Source organism: Streptomyces sp. NPDC001315 (genome assembly GCF_042896175.1).
In the GTDB taxonomy this organism is placed as follows: Bacteria; Actinomycetota; Actinomycetes; order Streptomycetales; family Streptomycetaceae; genus Streptomyces.
In genome coordinates this window covers 610,596-629,393 of the sequence record NZ_JBIAWZ010000002.1, presented here as the reverse complement: position 1 = coordinate 629,393, position 18,798 = coordinate 610,596, and the positions used below count along the sequence as shown (strand labels likewise).

The following is an 18,798-nucleotide window of genomic DNA, read 5'->3' as shown; positions in this document are numbered from 1 at the left end:
ACAATGCGCATGACAAAACAGCGGGCGACCGGAAGATCTCCGGTCGCCCTGTCGCAAGAGGGGACCCCCACATGAGAAAGCCTCTCGTCGCCGCACTCTTCGCTCTGGCGATCGCCGGGGCGGGCGCGGCACCCGCGGTCGCGGCCCCAGCGCCCGAGGCGCCCGCGTCCGCACCCGCCTCCGTATCCGTGGCCGCATCCGTGTCTGTGAAGAGCACCGACAGCGCGGCGCGGACCGCCTCGACACGGGCCGCCGCCGCACCCACGCTCCAGGCGGTCACCTTCGCGGGCACCGTCTCGCTCAGCAACTGCTCCGGCTCCGTGATCCGCTTCCCGAACTCCGCGAGCACGGACCCCGCGCTCGTGCTCTCCAACGGCCACTGCCTGGAGACCGGCTTCCCGGAGCCCGGTGAGGTGATCGTCGACCAGGCGTCCAGCCGCACCTTCGGGCTGCTCAACTCCGCGGGCACGCGGGTGGCGACGCTGCGGGCGAGCACGGTCGCCTACTCGACGATGACGGACACGGACGTCACGATCTATCAGCTCACCAGCACCTACGCGCAGATCCAGAGCTCGTACGGCATCAGTGCCCTCACCGTCGCCGACACGCACCCGGTCGCGGGCACCGCCATCACCGTCGCCTCCGGGTACTGGAAGCGGACCTACAGCTGCAACATCGACGGTTTCGTGTACCGCCTGAAGGAGGGCGACTGGACCTGGAAGGACTCGGTCCGTTACACCTCCGCCTGCCAGACCATCGGCGGCACCTCCGGCTCCCCGGTGATCGACAACGCGACCGGCAAGGTCGTCGCCGTCAACAACACGGGCAACGAGGACGGCGGGACCTGCACGGAGAACAACCCCTGCGAGGTCGACGCGAACGGCAACGTGACCGTCCGTGAGGGCATCAACTACGCGCAGGAGATCTACCAGATCCCGGCGTGCTTCACGACCGGCAACAAGCTCAACCTGAGCGCGAGCGGGTGCACCCTGCCCAGGCCGTAGCGGTACGCGTGCGAACGGCGGGCGGTCACCGGGGAGTTCTGCGGACCGCCCGCCCCGCCAGTACGTCCGTCCGGCGCCCGTCCTCGATCACGAAGCGGCCGTCGACCAGGACGTACGGGATGCCGGTCGGCAGCGTGCGCGGGGCGTCGTACGTCGAGCCCGCCGCCACCGTGGCCGGGTCGAACAGGACCAGGTCGGCCCGGTACCCCTCGCGGACCAGCCCGCGGTCCGGCAGGCGCAGCCGGGCCGCCGGGCGCCCGGTGAGGTGGGCGACGCACTCCTCCAGCGACAACACACCCAACTCCCGTACGTACTGTCCGAGGTAGTGCGGGAAGGTCCCGTACGCCCGTGGGTGCGGCTTGGTTCCCTGGAGGATGCCGTCCGAACCGGCCGTGTGGACGCGGTGCCGCATGATCGCCCGGACGTTCTCCTCGTGGCCCACGTACTGGAGGATCGTCGAACCCAGCCGGTCGGCGAGGAGGAGGTGGCGGGCGGTGGCCCAGGGGGTCTCGCCGCGCAGGTCCGCCGACTGCCGGATCGTACGGCCGACGAAGTCGCCCAGTGCCGGGTCGGTGACGCCCGAGATCTCGATCGTGTCCCACTCCACCGGAACCCCGTGGCAGCCGTCCGCGCCGGTGACCTCCAGGCCGTGGCGGACGCGCTCGGCGGTCGGCTCGTCCGTCAGTCGCCGCAGGATCTCCTCCGGGCCGCCCTCGCTCGCCCAGCTCGGCAGGAGCGCCGCGAGGGTCGTGCTGCCGGGGGTGTACGGGTAGGTGTCGAGGGTGATGTCGGCGCCGGCGGCGAGGGCGTCGTCGAGCAGTGACAGCAGCTCGGGTGCCCGGCCCTTGTTCACGCCGAAGTTCATGGTGGCGTGGGCGAGGTGGAGCGCGCAGCCGGCCTCACGGGTGAGGTCCACCATCTCCGCGTACGCCTCCAGGGCGCCCGCGCCGTACGAGCGGTGGTGCGGGCAGTAGTAGCCGCCGTACCGCGCCACCACCCGGCACAGCTCGGTGAGTTCGGCGTCCTCGGCGTACATGCCGGGGGTGTACGTGAGTCCGGACGACAGGCCGACCGCGCCCTGCTCCAGCCCCTCCGCGACCAGCTGCCGCATCCGGTCCAGCTCTGCGGGTGTGGCCTCGCGGTCCTCCCAGCCGACGGCGAGCGCGCGGACCGTGCCCTGGGGGATGAGGTAGGCCGCGTTCACGGCGATCCCCCGGTCCAGCCGGTCGAGGTACTCGCCCACCGACCGCCAGTCGAAGTCGATGTCGTCGCCGTACCCGTTCCAGCCGGTGATCGCGCGGCGCACCTCGGCGAGCGTGCGGCCGTCGACGGGGGCGTACGACAGTCCGTCCTGGCCGAGGACTTCGAGCGTGACGCCCTGCGCGGCCTTCGCACTGTGGTCGGGGTCGCGCAGCAGCGCCAGGTCGCTGTGGGCGTGCATGTCGATGAAGCCGGGGGAGAGGACGAGGCCCTCCGCGTCCAGTTCCCTCCTCGCGCGCGGGCGCTGGCAGCCCGCTGCCGCGGCCTCCTTGACGATCGAGACGATCCTGCCGTCGTCCACGACCACATCGGCGCGGTACGCGTCCGCGCCGCTGCCGTCCACGACGTCCGCGTCCCGGATGACGAGGCTCTCCACGCCGGCCCCTTCCTCAGAAGAACGTGCGGATGTAGTCGACGACGGTGCCGTCCGCCTGGGCGACCGGGATCAGCGGCCACTTGTCGAAGGACGTGCACGGATGGGACAGGCCCAGGCCCACCCAGTCGCCGACCTCCAGATCCGCTTCCGGGGCCGTCCGCAGCCAGGCGTGCTGGTCGGACAGGGCCGTGACCTCGATACCGGTGGCCGGCCGTTCGACGCCGTCCCTCCGGACCACCTGCGCGCAGGGGAGGTCGAGGTCGTAGGCGGCGTCCCGCTTGCCCGCGTTGACGAAGGCCTGCTCGGGCGACGGGCGGGAGACCACCTGGGTCCACAGGCGGAACGCGGGCTCCAGGGCGCCCTCCTCGGGGACGCGGTTGAAAGGCGTCAGCTTGCGGTAGTGGCCGTCGTCGTGCGAGACGTACGCGCCCGAGCGCAGCAACTTCAGTACCGGGGAGGACAGGTCGGGGATCCCGGCGAACACGTCGGCCACCGCGTCGAACCAGGCGCTGCCGCCCGCGCTGACGACGATCTCGTCGACTCCGGAGAAGCGCCCCGCCTTGTCGAAGTCGACGGCCAGGGCGACCAGGCGCCGCAGCCACGCGTGCACCCGCTCCGGGCTCGCCTGCGGGACCTCGCCCTCGTAGCCCGCCACGCCCAACAGCCGCAGCGTCTCCGTGCCCGCCACCGCGTCGGCGACGGCCGCGCACTCCGCCTCCGTACGGACGCCCGTGCGCGCGCCCTCGCCGGCGGCGAGCTCCACCACGACGTCCACCGGACGTGCCGCTCCCGTCAGCGCCGTGTCCATCAGCTCCACCCCGCGCACGGAGTCGACGTAGCAGATGAACCGGAAGTCCGGGTCGGCGGCCAGTTCGGCGGCGATCCAGTGCAGGGCCGCCGGGTCCACCAGTTCGTTGGCGAGGAAGACCCGCTCGACACCGAAGGCTCGCGCCACCCGCACCTGGTGCGGCACGGCCAGGGTGATGCCCCAGGCGCCGTGCTCGATCTGGCGCCGGAAGAGCTGGGGCGCCATGGAGGTCTTGCCGTGCGGGGCGAAGGCGAGGCCGTGCCGGGCCGCGTACGTCTCCATGAGCTTCAGGTTGTGCTCCAGACGCTCCGCGGAGAGGGCCAGGACCGGTGTGGCGAAGCCGCCGGTGAAGAGGTCACGGCGCTGGGCGGCCAGTTCGCCGACGGTCAGCCCGTCGGCGTCCGGCGGGAGGCCCTTGAAGCGGTGGTCGACGCGTTCCTCGGCCAAGCGGGCGAGCGCCTCGCTGCTCATGGAGCCTCCTGATCTGGCGTGTTGCATACTGTGCAACACCCGTTGCGTATATCGCTTACTGCTGTCTAACATCTCGGCCGACGCGGGGTCAACGACAGCCGCCGCACCCCCCGAGCCGAGGAGTTACGACGATCGTGGCCGCCACCGGACCCCGCAATGCCCCCGACGTCGTGGACGTCGTAGCGCTCGGCGAGTCCATGGTGACCTTCCTGCCCTCCCGGCCCGGCCGCCTCGCCGACGTCCCCTCCTTCGACCGCGCCATCGGCGGCGCCGAGTCGAACGTGGCCTGCGCGCTGGCGGCCGCCGGGCACTCCGCGCGCTGGGTCAGCCGGGTCGGCACGGACGCCTTCGGCGATCACCTGGTCGAGGCGATCGGGGCGTACGGCGTCGATGTCGCGTCCGTACGACGTGACCCGGCGCGCCCGACCGGCATCTACTTCCGCACGGCCGGGGACCGGGCGACCGACGCCCACGAGGTCGCGTACTACCGGGCCGGTTCGGCGGCCTCGGCGATGGGCGTCGGCTCGGTGGACCTGGCGGCGGTGCGCGCGGGGCGCGTCCTGCATCTGTCCGGGATCACGGCGGCCTTGTCCGGCGACTGCCTCGGCCTGCTGCGGGAACTCGTGCGCCCCCGCCCCGGCGGCCCGCTCGTCTCCTTCGACGTCAACCACCGGCCGGGCCTGTGGCACGACAGGGACGAGGCACGGGTACTGCTGGAGCTGGCCCGTGAGGCGGACCTCGTGTTCGTCGGCGAGGACGAGGCGGAGCAGGCCTGGGGCGTCGAGGGCGGGCCGCAGGCCGTCCGGGAGGCGTTGCCGGAGCCGTCGATGCTGGTGGTCAAGCGGGGGGAGCGGGGGGCGACGGTCTTCGACCGGGAGGGCGTCACCGCCGTCCCCGCCCTCGATGTCACCGTCGTCGCCCCCGTCGGCGCCGGAGACGCCTTCGCCGCCGGCTTCCTCTCCGCCACCCTGCGCGGCCTCCCCGTCCGCGACCGTCTGCGCCATGGCCACCTCATGGCCGCCGCCGCGCTCACCGTCCCCGGCGACCTCGCCGCGCCCCCTTCCCGTGACCACGCCGACCGTCTCACCGCCCTCGACGACGAGACGTGGGGGAGACTTCGTCTCGACCCCGGCTGGACCACCCAGGACGTGCACCGGGCGCCGGAGGAGGTACGCACCCCATGAGCCAGACCGTCGACCGCGCGTTGAGCATCCTGCCGCTGCTCGCCGAGGGCCCCGCCGACCTCGGGCAGGTCGCGGACCGGCTCGGCGTCCACAAGTCCACCGCGCTGCGCCTGCTGCGCACCCTCCACGAGCACGGCCTCGTCTTCCGCCAGTCCGACCAGCGCTACCGCCTCGGCGCCCGCCTCTTCGCCCTCGCCCAGGAGGCGATGGAGAACCTCGACATCCGCGAGATCGCCCACCCCCACCTCGTACGGCTGAACGAGCAGTGCGGGCACACCGTGCACCTCGCCGTGCACGAGGAGAACGAGGTCCTCTACATCGACAAGGTGGACAGCCGCTACCCCGTGCGCATGTACTCGCGGATCGGCAAGCCCGTCGCCCTCACCGTCGCCGCCGTGGCGAAACTGCTGCTCGCCGACCTCCCCGAGGCCGAGCGCCGCGCCGTAGCCGAGAGACTCGACTACCCCCTGTACACGGCCCGTTCGACACCCAACGCCCCCGCGTTCCTGCGGGAGCTGGAGAAGGTGCGCGAACAGGGCTGGGCCACCGACCTCGGTGGTCACGAGGAGTCCATCAACTGCGTCGCCGCGCCCATCCGCGGCGCCGACGGCCGGGTGGTCGCCGCGATGTCGGTCTCCGCGCCGAACGTCGTCGTCACCGCCGACGAACTCCTCACCCTGCTCCCGCTGGTGCGCCGTACGGCGGACGCCGTCAGCGGCGAGTACTCCGGCAGGACGCCCGTACGCGACCCAGGCAAGGACCCCGCATGACCGACAAGATCGCTCTCACCCCGAAGACCCACACCACCCCGCCCGCGAAGTTCTCGCACGGCGTCCGGAAGGGCAACATCCTCCAGGTCGCCGGCCAGGTCGGCTTCCTCCCCGCCGAGGAGGGCAAGCCCCCCACGCCCGCCGGTCCCACCCTGCGCGAACAGACCCTCCAGACCCTCGCCAACGTCCGGGCGATCCTGGAGGAAGGCGGCGCGACCTGGGACGACGCGATGATGATCCGCGTCTATCTGACGGACGTGGACCACTTCGCCGAGTTCAACGAGATGTACGACCGATATTTCGAGGAGCAGGGCCTCACCCAGCCCCCCGCGGCCCGCACGACGGTCTACGTCGGTCTGCCGGCGGGACTCCTCATCGAGATCGACGTCCTGGCCGTACTGGGCTGACGCTCCCCCGACTCCCGCACCTCGTATACGGCACGGCGCCCGACACTTCGGGATCAGCGAGCGGGACACGTTGAAGACGTGGACCGTGCTGGAGACGGTGCTGTCGGTGGCGGGGTTCGCGGTGGCGGCTGTCTTGAGCATCTTCGTAATAACGAAGTTGGGGGCTGGCTGTGTCCGGCACAGGATCGTCGACCATACTGCCCGCTGTGGAGCAGCGCATAGGTTCGAGCAGCCAGCCCCTGGAGGGCGAGCCCTTGAAGGGCGCCGGATTCGACCCGGCCTTCATCCCCGGGCTCACATCACCCGTGTCCACCGAGCCGGGGGATGCCGAGTCGGCGGACGCCGAGCCGGAGGACGCCGTAGAGGGCGACGAGGTCTCCAAGGAGGAATCCGCCTCGCAGGAGACCGCGCCCGCGCAGTCCGCCGAGGACGAGGAGGAGACCTCCGAAGAAGAACAGGCCTCCGAAGGCCCCGTCTTCGAGGCGTCCGACCGCCGGGCGAAGATCGTCGCCGACGCCGGGGGCGTACGCCTGAGCCTCGACGACCAGGAGTGCGAGTTCCGTTGGGACGAGATCGGCGCGGTCGAGACGGAGTCCCCCCGCTTCGGCAAGCGGTTCACCATCACGGTGCACACGCCTGACCGCCGCTGGTTCCCGATCGAGATCGAGGCGACGGCCAGGTCGCGCTTCAAGGAGTGGGAGTCACAGCTGGACGCGGTCCTCGACGCCTACTTCGAAGAGGACGCCGAGGCCGACGCCGAGGTCGATGCCGAGGACAACGCCAAGGCCGACGCCGAGTAACCAGCCGCAGTACCGCGCTTCCTTCCTGATCGACCGGTACGTCCGGTACACGCAGTCCGCGTTGAAACGGCCGCGTAGTGTACGCGTGGCCGGACCTCGTGGCTCGGTCCCCGGCAAAGTGCACCCGGGGGTGTGACTGGCGCGTGCATATATGTGAGGCGCGGGGGAGAGTAAGGGTCCGCGTGCGGCCCTACAGGGCCTCAGACGAGTCGTACCTCCGGCTCCGCGGCCCCCCACCCCCCAGAGGACTGGCTGATCATGGGCGGATCAGCGCCACGCCGGGACTGCCATCTGCCGGTGGAGACGACCAGCTTCGTCGACCGGCGCGGTGAACTGGCCGACGGTCGCGAGCTGTTGACCAGGGCACGGCTGGTGACGCTGACCGGACCGGGCGGCGTCGGCAAGACGCGCCTCGCCGGACGGGTCGCGGCCCGTGTCGCCCGCGCCTTCCCGGACGGCGTGCGCTTCGTGCACCTCTCCGGCCTGCACGACCCGGCGCTCGTCCCGCTCGCCGCCGCCGACGCGCTCGGCCTGTACGACCACTCCGCACAGCCGCCCCTGGACGCACTGGTGGAGCAGGTACGGGACCGCCGGGTACTCCTCGTCGTCGACAACTGCGAACACCTGCTGCCCGCCTGCGCCGAACTCGCCGCCGCCCTGCTGCGCGGCACGACGGGCGTACGCGTCCTCGCCACCAGCCGCCACCGCCTGGGCCTCACCGAGGAGCACCTCATGGAGGTGCGGCCCCTGCCGGTCCCCGACCCGGACGGCGACCTGTCCGCCGCCGACAACAGCCCGGCCCTCGCGTTGTTCGCCGACCGCGCCGCCGCCGTGGTCCCCGGCTTCCGCCTGACCCCCGCCAACCGTGCCGCCGTCGCCCGCCTCTGCCGGCGCCTCGACGGCCTCCCGCTCGCCATCGAACTGGCCGCGGTCCGCATGCGCGTCCTCACCGTCGAGCAGCTCCTCGAACGCCTCGACGACCGCTACCGTCTGCTGTCCGCCGGCAGCCCGGCGGTCCCGCCCCGCCACCGGACCCTGCGGGCCGCCGTCGACTGGAGCCACGACCTGTGCACCGACCGCGAACAGACGGTGTGGGCACGGCTGTCCGTCCTCGCCGGCAGCTTCGACCTGGAGACGGCGGAGGCGGTGTGCGCGGACGGCGAGCGCGTCCACTCCGGCGACGTCCTCGAAGCCGTCGCCGGACTCGTCGACAAGTCCGTCCTGTGCCGCGAGACGGCCGGCGGCGCGCTGCGCTACCGCCTCCTCGACACCCTGCGTCACTACGGCCTCGACCGGCTGCGCGACCTGCCCGGCGAGGTGACCTCCGCGCGCCGGCGCCAGCGGGACTGGATGCAGCAGCGGGCCGAGGGCTGCGAGCGGGCCTGGTTCGGTCCGGGCCAGGGCGAGATCGTCGCCCGGCTGCGCGCCGACCGGGACAACCTGCGCGCCGCCCTCGACTTCAGCCTCACCACCCCCGGCGAGGCCCGCGCCGCGCTCCGCCTCGCGGGCACCCTGTGGTTCTACTGGCACGCCTGTGGAGCCCCCCGCGAGGGCCGCTACTGGCTCGAACGCGCCCTGGAGGCCGACGCCGAGCCCACCCGTGAACGGGCCCGCGCCCTGTGGGTCGCCGGACTGCTCGCCGGCTGCCCGGAGGACGTCACCCGGGGCCGCAGACGCGCCGAGGAGGCCCGCGACCTGGCCCGCGGTCTGGGCGACGAGGCCGAGGCCGCCCACGCCGAGTACGTCATCGGCGTCGCCACCCTCTTCGGCGACGACATGCCGGGCGCGCTGGAGCACTTCCGGGCCACCGTCGCCCGTGGCCGTGTCCCCGGCCAGCACCTCAGCATGGCCGGCCTCGACCGGGTCGAACTCGCCTGCGCCCTGAGTTTCCTGGGCGAGGCCGACCAGGCCATCGAGGTGTGCGAGGAGACCCGCCGCATGTGCGAGGAGCACGGCGAGGAGTGGGTGCTGTCGTACGTGCTGCGGATGCTCGCCCTCGCCCACACCGTGAAGAAGGACCTGCGGCAGGCGGAGCGGCACGCCCGCGACGCCCTGCGCCGCAAGCTCGTCGTCTCCGACGTCATCGGCATCGGTCTCACCCTCGACCTGCTGGCCCGGATCGCGTCCCACGGTGGCGTCCACGAGCGCGCCGCCGTGCTGCTCGGCGGCGGCGACCGGGTGTGGGCCGACGTCGACCGCGCCCGCTGGGGCTCGGCGATCCTCGGCACGGCCCGCCGCAGCACCGAGGCCGGCGCCCGCGAGGCCGTGGGGGACGCCGCGTACCTGCGGGCGTACGGGCGCGGCACCGCCCTCGGCCTCACGGAGATCGTCGGCTACGCGCTCAGCGAGCGTCCCGAAACCGAACCCCCCGCCGACGAACGACCGTTGCCCGCGCCCGCCACCGGCGCTTCCCAGGGCGTCCACCTCACCCGCCGTGAGACCGAGGTCGCCGAACTGGTCGCCGAGGGTCTCGCCAACCAGCAGATCGCCGACCGTCTGGTGATCGCCCGCCGTACCGCCGAGGGCCATGTGGAACGCATCCTCAGCAAGCTCGGCTTCAGCAACCGCAGCCAGATCGCAGCCTGGGTGGCCGCCCAGCGCTGACACCACCCGACAGCTCTCGACCATGGGGGACCCATGAACAGCACCCGACCCGGCACCTCCCCCGGGCCGTTCGACCACCGTATGGCGGTCTTCGGCTCGGACGACGACTTCGTCGCCGCCGCCCTGCCCTTCGTCGCCGAGGGCCTCGCCGCCCTGGGCGAACCGCCGCCGGTGGCCATCGCCGCCCCCGGCAACCTGGACGCACTGCGTGACGCCCTCGGCGGTGACGCGAAGGACGTCAACTTCATCGAGCACACCGACTGGTACACCGGTTCGGCCGCCAACGCCGTCGCGCAGGGTGCCGGTTACCTCGCCGCTCACGCCGCGCCTGGCGGCCGCGTCCACCTCCTGATGGAGCCTGTGTGGGGCGGACGGGCCGGCCGCTCGGTGCGCGAGAGCGCCGAGTGGATCCGTTACGAGGCCCTCGCCAACCTTCTCTTCGCGCCGATGGCGACAACAGCCCTGTGCGTCTACGACACTCGCACCGCCGGTTCCGCCGTCGTCGCCGCGGCCCGCCGCGCTCACCCCGACACCGAGGTCTACGAGGACCCCATCCGGGTGGCGGCCGAACTGGACGCCGTACCGCTGCCGCCGGCCCCGGCCGACGCACGGCGGATCGCCGGAGACGTGGCCAAGGACGCCGTACGCACCTGGGCGAACGCCCGTGGACTGTCGCTCGTGGACGCGGAGCTGTTCGCCGAGGCCGTCGCCGAGGCCACCGCCCTTGGCCCCGTCACCGGCGCCCTGCTGTGGGGCGAGGCGCCCGGCTGCGTCGCCGAACTGAGCCTGGCCCGCCGCGTCGACGACCCGCTCGCCGGCTTCGTCCCGCCGCCCACCGCCGAACTCGAACCCGGCCAGGGGCTGTGGTTCGCCCGGCAGGTGTGTGCCTACGTCGACGTGCGCGACGACGACGGGGGAGCGACCGTGCGCCTGCAGTACGCGTGAGGGGTACCCGCGCGAGTGCGGCTGTGCAGGTATGGAATCGGGTAGTCCTCCCCGTGTGGGCCGCGATCGGGGAGGGCACCTTGGATCACATGCTGCAACTCGACGGGGGACATCGCCCGGACCCGCATCCTCAGTTCGGCGCATCCCTTCAGCCGCCCATGGGCGCCGGCCATCTGAGCGTCGAGTACGACCCCCGTCCGGCCGTGGTCCGCGAGGCACGTGCGGAGGTCCGCAGACAGCTGGAGAGATGGGGGCTCGCGGAGCGGGGTGACCTGGTGGACGCGGCCGAGCTCCTCGTCAGCGAGCTGGCCACCAACGCCGTGCTGCACTCGGCGACCCGCTTCCGGCTCACCCTGTTCGCGGCGCACGGCGTCCTGCGCTGCGAGGTCTCCGACTCCGGCCGTCGCACCCCGCAGGTGCTCGACGCGGGCACCTCGGAGAGCGGCCGTGGGATGTTCCTGGTGGAGGCGCTCGCGCGGCGCTGGGGCTGCCACCAGGAAGGGCCGGGCAAGACCGTCTGGTTCGAGCTCGGCACGTGCGGATGCGACGGCTGCGGTCGGCGACAGCCGTAGCGCTCCGCTGGGTTGGGCCGTGGCGGTTTCGGATCGCTGCGGCCCGTCGCCCGTCCGCGGGTGCGTCGTGGCTGGTCGCACTACGCCTGGGTGGGCGTCATCGTGCTTCCGGCGGAGCGCTCAGCCGAGCTTGAGCCACTGCGGGCTGAGCGCGATCTCCCGGAGCTGCTTCATCGTCAGGGCGGGGGTCGAGCGGGAGGCGGCGGTGATCTGGCTGGGGGCGTTGAAGGCGCTGATGACCACCCGCCGTCCGTCGGGCCGCATGGTGTCCACGGTCCACATCACGACTCCCGAGCCGCCCTTCTCGCCCGGACCCTGATGGGTCGCGACGCGCGTGCCGTCGGCCAGGGTCTCCGAGTCGGCGCCGAAGAGGTCGCCGGCCACGTCCGACATGTCGGGCTGCACGTTGATCTGGACGAAGCTGGGGCCCTTGCCGTCGTCGACGACGAGATAGCCGAACTGGGTGTCCTCGCCGCTGTGGTCCACCACCTTCAACCCCTTGGGAAGCAGGCGGGTGAAGGTCCGGACCAGCGCCTTGCCGTCGCCCGCCGGAGCGGTGGGCACGTCCGACTGCTGGGGCGCGGGGAGGGCGTCGGCGATCTCGCGCCACTCCTTCGCGGCGGCCAGCTGCTTCAACTGGTCCACGGACAGAGCGGGTTCCGGGCGGGTGACGGGCGCGTCCTTCTCGGCCGCCGCGTTCCACTCCTGCACCGACACGTGCTGCCCCGTGGGGGTGATCAGCTCCGCCCTCCACAGCTTCGTGTCCACGTGCTTGTCGGGGTACTCGTATCCCCGGTGGACCATGACCCCGGATCCGTCCGCGAGCCGCGTCGTCGCGCAACCGTCGGACGGGATGAAGACCTTGTCCGGGCACTGGATCGTCTGCCGTGCCTCGTCGCTGCCCGGCTGGATCCTGCTCACACCGACGGAGATGGCCGAGGCGCCCTTGCCGTCGTCGTAGACGACAGTCGCGTACGGCGGCAGCTGGGAGTCGTCCGTGCCGCGCGCCTGCTGCTTGGTGAACTTGCCCTGGGGCAACAGCGTTTCGAGCGTACGGATCATGTCGTCACCGGAGAAGGGTCCGGGGGTGGCGGTGGCCTTCGTCGGACGCGGCTTGGCGGCCACCGACGTCGGCTGCGGGTCGGGCTTGCCGCCCCACGGCACGAGCAGCGCACCGCCCACACCGACGAGCGCGATGCCGGCCGCACCGCCCAGGACGGCGGTCCGGCGCAGCAGCTGCCGCCGCCGTCCGCGGACCGCACCGCCCGCGGCGAGCGCTGCCCGGTCGGTGTCGAAGGTGCCGCCGGCCTGGTGGAGGGCGGCGGAGAGCCGGTCCTCGAAGGGGTTGCCGGGGAGGTTGCCGGACGGGTCGTTGTGCTGGTCGACGGGCATGACGAACCACCGTTTCCGCGAGGTCTAGGGGTTGGAAGGGAGGTGACGGCCGGAGGGTCAGGGCCGGGCGTACTCGCCGACGTCCTCGCCGAGCAGCTCCCGCAGCCGGGCGAGGGCCCGCACACACCGTGTGCGCACCGCCGCCGAACTGGCGTTCATCGCGTCGGCGGTCTCCTCGATGGAGCGGTCCTCCCAGTAGCGCAGGACGACCACGGCCCGGTCCTTGACGGGCAGTCGGCGGAGCGCCGACATCAGGGTGAGCCGCAGCGACGGGTCGGCGGTGCCGTCCGCTCTGTCGGGCAGGATGTCCGTGGCGCGCTCGCTGCTGCTGCGGCGCCGCTGATGGGCGAGGAACGTACGGGTGAGGACGGTCTGCGCGTAGGCCGCGGGGTTGCCCACCTTGGAGACCCGGCCCCACCGGACGTAGAGCCGCCCGAGGGTCTCCTGCACCAGGTCCTCGGCGAGGTGGGTGTCACCCGCGGTGAGCAGGCACGCGGACCGGTACAGATGTCCAGCGCGTGCCGCAGCGAACTCCGCGTACTCCTGCGCGCGGACCTGTCTCATGTACGCCCCCTGCTCCGGTACTCGCCTGCACTGCACTGCCCTCACCTCATTGATGCGGTGGGGTACGGGGAATGTTTCAAGGGCGGCGCACCGCCTGCTGAGATCTGGCTCACAGTAGGGGCACAGAGGCGTGGCGGAGATCCCGGATCCCGGCCGGTAGGTTGCCGCTGGGAGCACACCGACACGCGAGGACCGACGATGACGACAGACCCGATGAGCCAACAGCCGCCCCAGGGACCGCCGTCGGCGCCGCCTCCCCCACCCGTGCCGCCGTACGCGCCGACGGGGTTCGGCCCACCGCCCCCGCAGTACGCGTACGCGCCCCCGCCGGCCCAGCCCGCCCCCGCCGGCCCCGAGTTCCTCGCCGTCGACAAGCACAACTCGGTCGTGGTCGACGAGTCGGGTGTCGCCTTCGAGGCCTACGGCCTGAACGTCGACTTCCCCTGGCCCGAGATCCGCAGCGTCCACTACCAGGCCGGCCCCAACGGCAAGGTCCTCATGGTCGCCGTGATCCCGTACGACGGCCGGGTCTACGAGTGCGTGGTCGACGCGAAGAGCCGGGACCGGCTGCACGCGTGGTTCGCGCAGCTGGCCCCGGTGCTGGGGTACTACCGGCCGCTGGGATAGCCGGCGGCCGCCGGGACAGCCGGCCGGACGTCCGCCGTTACGGCAGCGCGTGCACGTGCGGCCCCACCGCGTTCGACCACGCGTTGCCCGACGACGCGTCCCAGTTCGTCGACCAGGTCATCGCGCCCCGCAGATCGGGATAGGTCTTCGACGGCTTGAAGGTGCCGCACCCCGTCCCCTTGGCCAGGCAGTCCAGCGCGTTGTTCACCACGGTCGGCGACACGTACCCGCTGCCCGCGCCGCTCGTCGAGGCGGGCAGGCCGAGGCCCACCTGGGACGGGGAGAGGCCGCCCTCCAGCTGGATGCAGGCGAGGGCGGTCAGGAAGTCCACGGACCCCTGGCTGTACACCTTGCCGTCGCAGCCCAGCATCGAACCGCTGTTGTAGTACTGCATGTTGACGACCGTGAGGATGTCCTTGATGTTCAGCGCGGTCTGGAAGTACGTGTTCGACGTCGACTGCATGTCGATGGTCTGCGGAGCCATCGTGATGACCAGTGACGAGCCCGCCTTCGTGGACAGCGACCGCAGCGCCTGCGTCATGTAGGTCGCGTTGAGGCCGTTCTCCAGGTCGATGTCGACGCCGTCGAAGCCGTACGTCTGCATGAGCGAGTAGACCGAGTTGGCGAAGTTCGCCGCCGACGTCGAGTCGCTCACCGAGACGGTGCCGTTCTGGCCGCCGACCGAGACGATGACCTTCTTCCCGGCCGCCTGCTTCGCCTTGATGTCCGCCTTGAACTGGTCGACGGTGTAGCCGCCGAGGCCCGCCGAGTCCAGGTTGAAGGTCACCGCGCCCGGTGTCGTCGTCGCGTCCGCGAACGCCACGGCGATGATGTCGTACTGGGCGGGGACGTCCGAGATCTTCTGGACCGTGGCGCCGTTGTTGAAGTTCTGCCAGTACCCGGTGACGGCGTGCTTGGGCAGCGTGCCGCCGCCCCCGCTCGACGAGGAGGCCGTCGTACCCGTGACCGCCGTCGACTTCGCCGACTCGCCCGCCGCGTTGGTCGCGGTGACCTGGAAGGAGTACGAGGTGGCCGCCGCGAGCCCGGTCACGGTCGCCGAGGTGCCGGTCACCGCCGTGACCTTCGTACCGCCACGGTAGATGTTGTAGCCCGTCGCGCCCGAGACGGTGTTCCAGGCCAGGGAGACGGACGACGACGTCGTACCGGACACCGCCAGGCCTCCCGGCGCGGACGGGACCGTGGGGGCCGGGTCGGTGCCTCCGCCGCCGTCGGGGCCGTAGACCGAGATGTCGTCGGCGTAGTAGGCCGCCTGGGCGTACCAGCCGTGCGTGTAGATCGTGACCGAGGTCGTCGAGGCGCCCGTCGTGAACGTCGTCGACAGCTGCTTCCAGGACGTCGAGTCCGGCGTCCACGTCGACACGTCCGTCGTGCCCGTGCCGGTCGCGCCCAGGTAGGCGTAGCCGCCCTGCACCCAGGCGCTCAGCGTGTACGTCGAGTTGGGCTTGACGGCGACCGTCTGGGTGCACTTGGCGTTGTCCTGCCCGGCCGGCGTCGCCTTCAGCGCGGCCGAGCCGCCGTGCACCGGCGAGGAGACGGTCGTACCGCTGCTCGCGGAACAGGTCCAGTTGGTCAGGCCCGACTCGAAGCCGGCGTTCTTGGCGTTGTTGATGTCAGCCGCTGACGCGTGGCTTGCGGTGGCCAAGGTGAGAGCCAGGGCGGTTACCGCCGTGCCCGCCCATAGGCGGGTGCGTCTGGGTATGCCTGGTGCGCGGTCCACTGAATCCTCCGGTGGGGGAGAGGGGGAGGGCGGGAAGACGGTGGCCACCGCTGGAAGTACAAGTTGGTCCAGACCAATTGGGATGTCAAGAGGTCCAGACCAAATACGCCGTCAGGCCCGCCGCTGTTCGGCGCGATGCACAACCTGCCCCGTTTTGGCGGGACTTGTGCAACACGAGTTCTCTGTCAGCTGCACAAAACGCTGTTCTCCGGTCACAGGGCCGTGGATACAGTTCTCGGGTAGTCACGCAATGAAGTCACTCCGGTGCACCGGAGTGACACCTGTGGACCGACAGGTGTGAGGGACGGGGAGCCGCGCGTGCCAACTGCCATTGCCGTGACCGGTGCCGACATGGCGCTGCCGGCGCAGGACGAGCGGACCCTGCCCGCCGCCGTCCTGCACGACCTGGACCGGCAGCCCCTCGACCAGGCCCTGTCGGGCGTGCAGACGCTGATCGAGCAGCACGGACACGTGATCGTCCTGAGCTCCCGGGCCGCCCCCACCGCCATGACGGAGCGGCTGCACACCATCCGCTCCCTCCTGGAGAGCGACCGGATCGCCCTGTTCGGTCCGGAGCTGCCCCCGCTCGGAGTCGCCGTCCTGGCCCGCCAGTTGCGGCAGCTGGCTTCTTGCGACCTCAGCCCCGGCGTGCTCGCCTCCGCGGGCCGGCTCCTCACCCACTACCTCCATGCCGGCGCGCTCCTCGGCTCCGTCGCCAAGCTCGACCGCGTCCCCGTCGACCTGAAGGCGCACGCCAGGTCCTGGATGCCGGGCAGTCAGTTCGCCGTGCTCGCCCACCCCGCCCCGCAGCTGGTGCGGGTCGGCCCCGGAGCCACCCTGGCGGGCCCCGAGTTCGCCACCTCGATGCTGGTCGCCAAGGGGCAGCTCCCGGCCGACTGGGTCACCGGCACCCTCGCCCCGGCCTGGAACGCCCAGGGGCTGCGCGAGGTCCCGCTGCCGGCCGAGTCCGCCGAGTGGTGGGGGACGGGAAAGCTGGTCGAGTTCTGCGCCTATCTGCCCGACCTGTCGGTGCTCTACCAGCTGGTGACCTCGGTGCGGCAGACCGCCTGCCACTGGTGCGGCATCGACGTCATCGGCGACCGCTGCGTGTTCTGTTCCGCCACGCCACCCGTCCACGACCTTCCGGTCCCGGCCGGGTGAGGCCCGCTCCCGACCGCCCTGCTCCCGCCGACTCCAGTAGCCCGCTCGACCGATTCCCCCAATGAGGTTGCACGGTTCATGAACTCCCGTCAGCGCCGCGGCGTGCTTCTCCTGCTCCTGTCGGTCGTCTGCGCCCTGGGCGCGTTCGCCGGCGTCCTGTCCGTCATCAGCGACGTGAAGTCCAAGGTCGGCCCCGAGGTCACGGCGTACGAGCTCAGGTCGAACGTGGCGCCCTACACCACCCTCGGCGCGGACCAGTTCAAGAAGGTCAGGATGCCTGAGCGCTGGCTGTCGGCGAACGCGGTCACCGATCTCGCCGACATCCGGGGCAAGATCGCTGTCACCACGCTGCGCAAGGGTTCATTGCTGCAGAGCGACATGATTGTGGACCAGCCCGCCCTGCAGCCCGGGCAGCAGGAGGTCGCCATCATGATCGATGCGGCGACCGGCGTCGCCGGCAAGATCACGCCTGGCTCCACGGTCAACGTGTACGCCACCTTCGAGGGTGAGCGGGATGGTGACCCCGCCCAGTCCAAGATCATCGTAACAAACGCGAAGGTTCTCGACGTCGGCGAGATCACCGCCCTGGAGCCGGACGCCGACAACCGCACCCAGCAGCCCACCGACGCCGTCCCCATCACCTTCGCGCTGTCCACCATCGACGCCCAGCGCATCACCTACGCCGAGTCCTTCGCCAAGCGGGTACGGCTCGCGCTCGTGGCGCCCGGCGGCGACACCACGGTCCCCGACAAGGACCGGACCTACGAACTCGCGACCGACAAGTAGGAGGCCCCCATGCCCACGAGGATCCTCCCGGCCGTCGGCGACGCGGACGCGGTCCGGTCCATCACGACCCTGCTCAGCCAGCTCCCGGACGCCGAACCGGTCGCCCCGGTCGTGGACTCCACCCAGCTCGTCGACACCCTCGCCCGCCTCGCCGCCGAGTCGGTCGACGAACTCCCCGAGGTCGTGGTCGTCCACGAACGCATCGGCCCGGTCCCCGCCCTGGAGCTCATCCGCGAGGTCGCCCTGCGCTTCCCGGCGGTCGGCGTCATCCTCGTCAGCACCGACGCCAGCCCCGGCCTGTTCTCCGCGGCCATGGACTCGGGCGCCCGCGGCCTGGTGGGGCTTCCGTTGAGCTACGAGGAACTCGCCAGCCGCGTCCAGGCGGTGGCCCAGTGGTCGGTGGGCGTACGCCGCCACCTGGGCCACGGCGCCGACGTGCTGCCCGGCGTGGGCGGCAGGGTCGTCACGGTCAGCGGGGCGAAGGGAGGCGTCGGGACCACCCTCACGGCCGTCCACCTGGCCCTGGCCGCCCAGGCGTCGGGCCGCGGCACCGCCCTGGTCGACATGGACCTCCAGACCGGCGACATCGCCTCCTACCTCGACGTGCAGTTCCGCCGCTCGGTCGTCGACCTCGCCACCATCAGCGACATCTCGCCGCGCGTCCTGGCCGACGCCGTCTTCCGCCACGACACCGGAGTCGCCCTCCTCCTCGCCCCCGGCGAGGGCGAACGCGGCGAGGAGGTCACCGACCGCGCCGCCCGCCAGCTCATCAGCGCCCTGCGCTCCCGCTACGAGGTCGTCGTCATCGACTGCGGCGCCCAGCTCGGCGGCCCCGGCGCGGCCGCCGTCGAGATGGCCGACACCGCGCTGCTGGTCACCACCCCGGACGTGGTCGCGGTACGGGGCGCCAAGCGCACGGTCCGCATGTGGGACCGCCTCCAGATCCGCAAGGCCGAGGAGACGACGGTCGTCGTCAACCGCCACACCCGCGGCACGGAGATCCAGCCCCAGCTCATCCAGAAGATCACCGGCACGGCGATCGCCGCCACCGCGATCCCCGCCAACTTCAAGGAACTGCAGGCCGCCGTCGACGCGGGCCGCATCCACGCCCTCGACAACCGCAGCACGGTGAAACAGGCCCTGTGGACCCTCGCCGGCGAACTGGGCCTGGTCAAGGCATCCGAGGGCACCCACCGCGGCGGCCGACCGCGGGGCGGCGACCGCGGGTCGGTGAGCCTGCGGCGCCGGAGGGGCGGCGGGGGATGAGGAGGATCCGGGGGGCCGTCGAGCGTGATCGGCGGGGGGAGGGAATCCGCGGGATCGCCGGAC

Annotated in this window: 17 protein-coding genes; 12 read left to right on the top strand and 5 right to left on the bottom strand. The window is 71.9% G+C overall.

Going from position 1 to position 18,798, the window contains the following annotated elements; all coding sequences use genetic code 11:
- Positions 1–71 precede the first annotated feature (71 nt).
- The gene (locus ACFY16_RS10035) at positions 72–1,004 is read left to right on the top strand and encodes a serine protease (protein WP_390646611.1); all 933 of its coding nucleotides are present in this window, start codon (positions 72–74) and stop codon (positions 1,002–1,004) included.
- Positions 1,005–1,029: 25 nt separating this feature from the next.
- Here the strand turns inward: ACFY16_RS10035 and ACFY16_RS10030 are convergent, their stop codons facing one another.
- Together ACFY16_RS10030 and ACFY16_RS10025 are read right to left on the bottom strand one after the other, a co-directional pair.
- Positions 1,030–2,640, bottom strand: coding sequence for an amidohydrolase family protein (locus tag ACFY16_RS10030; protein WP_390646610.1), 1,611 nt, complete (start codon positions 2,638–2,640; stop codon positions 1,030–1,032).
- A 13-nt stretch (positions 2,641–2,653) separates the two neighbouring features.
- Complete coding sequence (locus ACFY16_RS10025; RefSeq protein WP_390646609.1) at positions 2,654–3,919, bottom strand: amino acid deaminase; 1,266 nt, start codon at positions 3,917–3,919, stop codon at positions 2,654–2,656.
- Positions 3,920–4,053: 134 nt separating this feature from the next.
- Here ACFY16_RS10025 and ACFY16_RS10020 point away from each other — a divergent pair, with 134 nt between their 5' ends.
- The 7 genes from ACFY16_RS10020 to ACFY16_RS09990 all read left to right on the top strand — a co-directional run bounded on the left by ACFY16_RS10020 (position 4,054) and on the right by ACFY16_RS09990 (position 11,201).
- Positions 4,054–5,103, top strand: coding sequence for a sugar kinase (locus ACFY16_RS10020; RefSeq protein ID WP_390646608.1), 1,050 nt, complete (start codon positions 4,054–4,056; stop codon positions 5,101–5,103).
- Positions 5,100–5,873 (top strand): IclR family transcriptional regulator, encoded by a 774-nt coding sequence (locus ACFY16_RS10015; protein WP_390646607.1) that lies wholly within the window; start codon positions 5,100–5,102, stop codon positions 5,871–5,873. Before ACFY16_RS10020 ends, ACFY16_RS10015 begins: the two co-directional genes overlap by 4 nt.
- Positions 5,870–6,280: a RidA family protein gene (locus ACFY16_RS10010; RefSeq protein ID WP_390646606.1), complete on the top strand. Its 411-nt coding sequence runs from the start codon at positions 5,870–5,872 to the stop codon at positions 6,278–6,280. Before ACFY16_RS10015 ends, ACFY16_RS10010 begins: the two co-directional genes overlap by 4 nt.
- A 206-nt stretch (positions 6,281–6,486) precedes the next feature.
- Complete coding sequence (locus ACFY16_RS10005) at positions 6,487–7,080, top strand: hypothetical protein (protein WP_390646605.1); 594 nt, start codon at positions 6,487–6,489, stop codon at positions 7,078–7,080.
- Positions 7,081–7,338: 258 nt separating this feature from the next.
- Positions 7,339–9,684 (top strand): ATP-binding protein, encoded by a 2,346-nt coding sequence (locus ACFY16_RS10000; protein WP_390646604.1) that lies wholly within the window; start codon positions 7,339–7,341, stop codon positions 9,682–9,684.
- Positions 9,685–9,717: 33 nt separating this feature from the next.
- The gene (locus tag ACFY16_RS09995; RefSeq protein ID WP_390646603.1) at positions 9,718–10,629 is read left to right on the top strand and encodes an anti-sigma factor RsbA family regulatory protein; all 912 of its coding nucleotides are present in this window, start codon (positions 9,718–9,720) and stop codon (positions 10,627–10,629) included.
- An 89-nt stretch (positions 10,630–10,718) separates the two neighbouring features.
- Complete coding sequence (locus tag ACFY16_RS09990; protein WP_390646602.1) at positions 10,719–11,201, top strand: ATP-binding protein; 483 nt, start codon at positions 10,719–10,721, stop codon at positions 11,199–11,201.
- A gap of 120 nt (positions 11,202–11,321) precedes the next feature.
- Here the strand turns inward: ACFY16_RS09990 and ACFY16_RS09985 are convergent, their stop codons facing one another.
- Both ACFY16_RS09985 and ACFY16_RS09980 read right to left on the bottom strand, forming a co-directional pair.
- The gene (locus tag ACFY16_RS09985) at positions 11,322–12,593 is read right to left on the bottom strand and encodes a hypothetical protein (RefSeq protein ID WP_390646601.1); all 1,272 of its coding nucleotides are present in this window, start codon (positions 12,591–12,593) and stop codon (positions 11,322–11,324) included.
- Between the two features lie 57 nt (positions 12,594–12,650).
- Positions 12,651–13,157, bottom strand: coding sequence for a SigE family RNA polymerase sigma factor (locus ACFY16_RS09980; protein ID WP_390646600.1), 507 nt, complete (start codon positions 13,155–13,157; stop codon positions 12,651–12,653).
- A 213-nt stretch (positions 13,158–13,370) separates the two neighbouring features.
- On the opposite strand from ACFY16_RS09980, the gene ACFY16_RS09975 reads away from it, so the two are divergent.
- Positions 13,371–13,784 (top strand): hypothetical protein, encoded by a 414-nt coding sequence (locus ACFY16_RS09975; RefSeq protein ID WP_390646707.1) that lies wholly within the window; start codon positions 13,371–13,373, stop codon positions 13,782–13,784.
- 37 nt (positions 13,785–13,821) lie between these two features.
- Here ACFY16_RS09975 and ACFY16_RS09970 read toward each other — a convergent pair whose 3' ends face one another.
- Positions 13,822–15,522, bottom strand: a complete 1,701-nt coding sequence (locus ACFY16_RS09970) for a chitinase (protein WP_390646599.1) — start codon at positions 15,520–15,522, stop codon at positions 13,822–13,824.
- A 351-nt stretch (positions 15,523–15,873) separates the two neighbouring features.
- On the opposite strand from ACFY16_RS09970, the gene ACFY16_RS09965 reads away from it, so the two are divergent.
- The 3 genes from ACFY16_RS09965 (at position 15,874) to ACFY16_RS09955 (ending at position 18,735) form a co-directional block, all read left to right on the top strand.
- Complete coding sequence (locus ACFY16_RS09965) at positions 15,874–16,683, top strand: hypothetical protein (RefSeq protein ID WP_390646706.1); 810 nt, start codon at positions 15,874–15,876, stop codon at positions 16,681–16,683.
- Positions 16,684–16,761: 78 nt separating this feature from the next.
- A complete protein-coding gene (cpaB, locus tag ACFY16_RS09960; protein WP_390646597.1) occupies positions 16,762–17,469 on the top strand; it encodes a Flp pilus assembly protein CpaB in 708 nt (235 codons plus the stop codon).
- A 9-nt stretch (positions 17,470–17,478) separates the two neighbouring features.
- Positions 17,479–18,735: a CpaE family protein gene (locus ACFY16_RS09955; RefSeq protein WP_390646596.1), complete on the top strand. Its 1,257-nt coding sequence runs from the start codon at positions 17,479–17,481 to the stop codon at positions 18,733–18,735.
- Positions 18,736–18,798 lie beyond the last annotated feature (63 nt).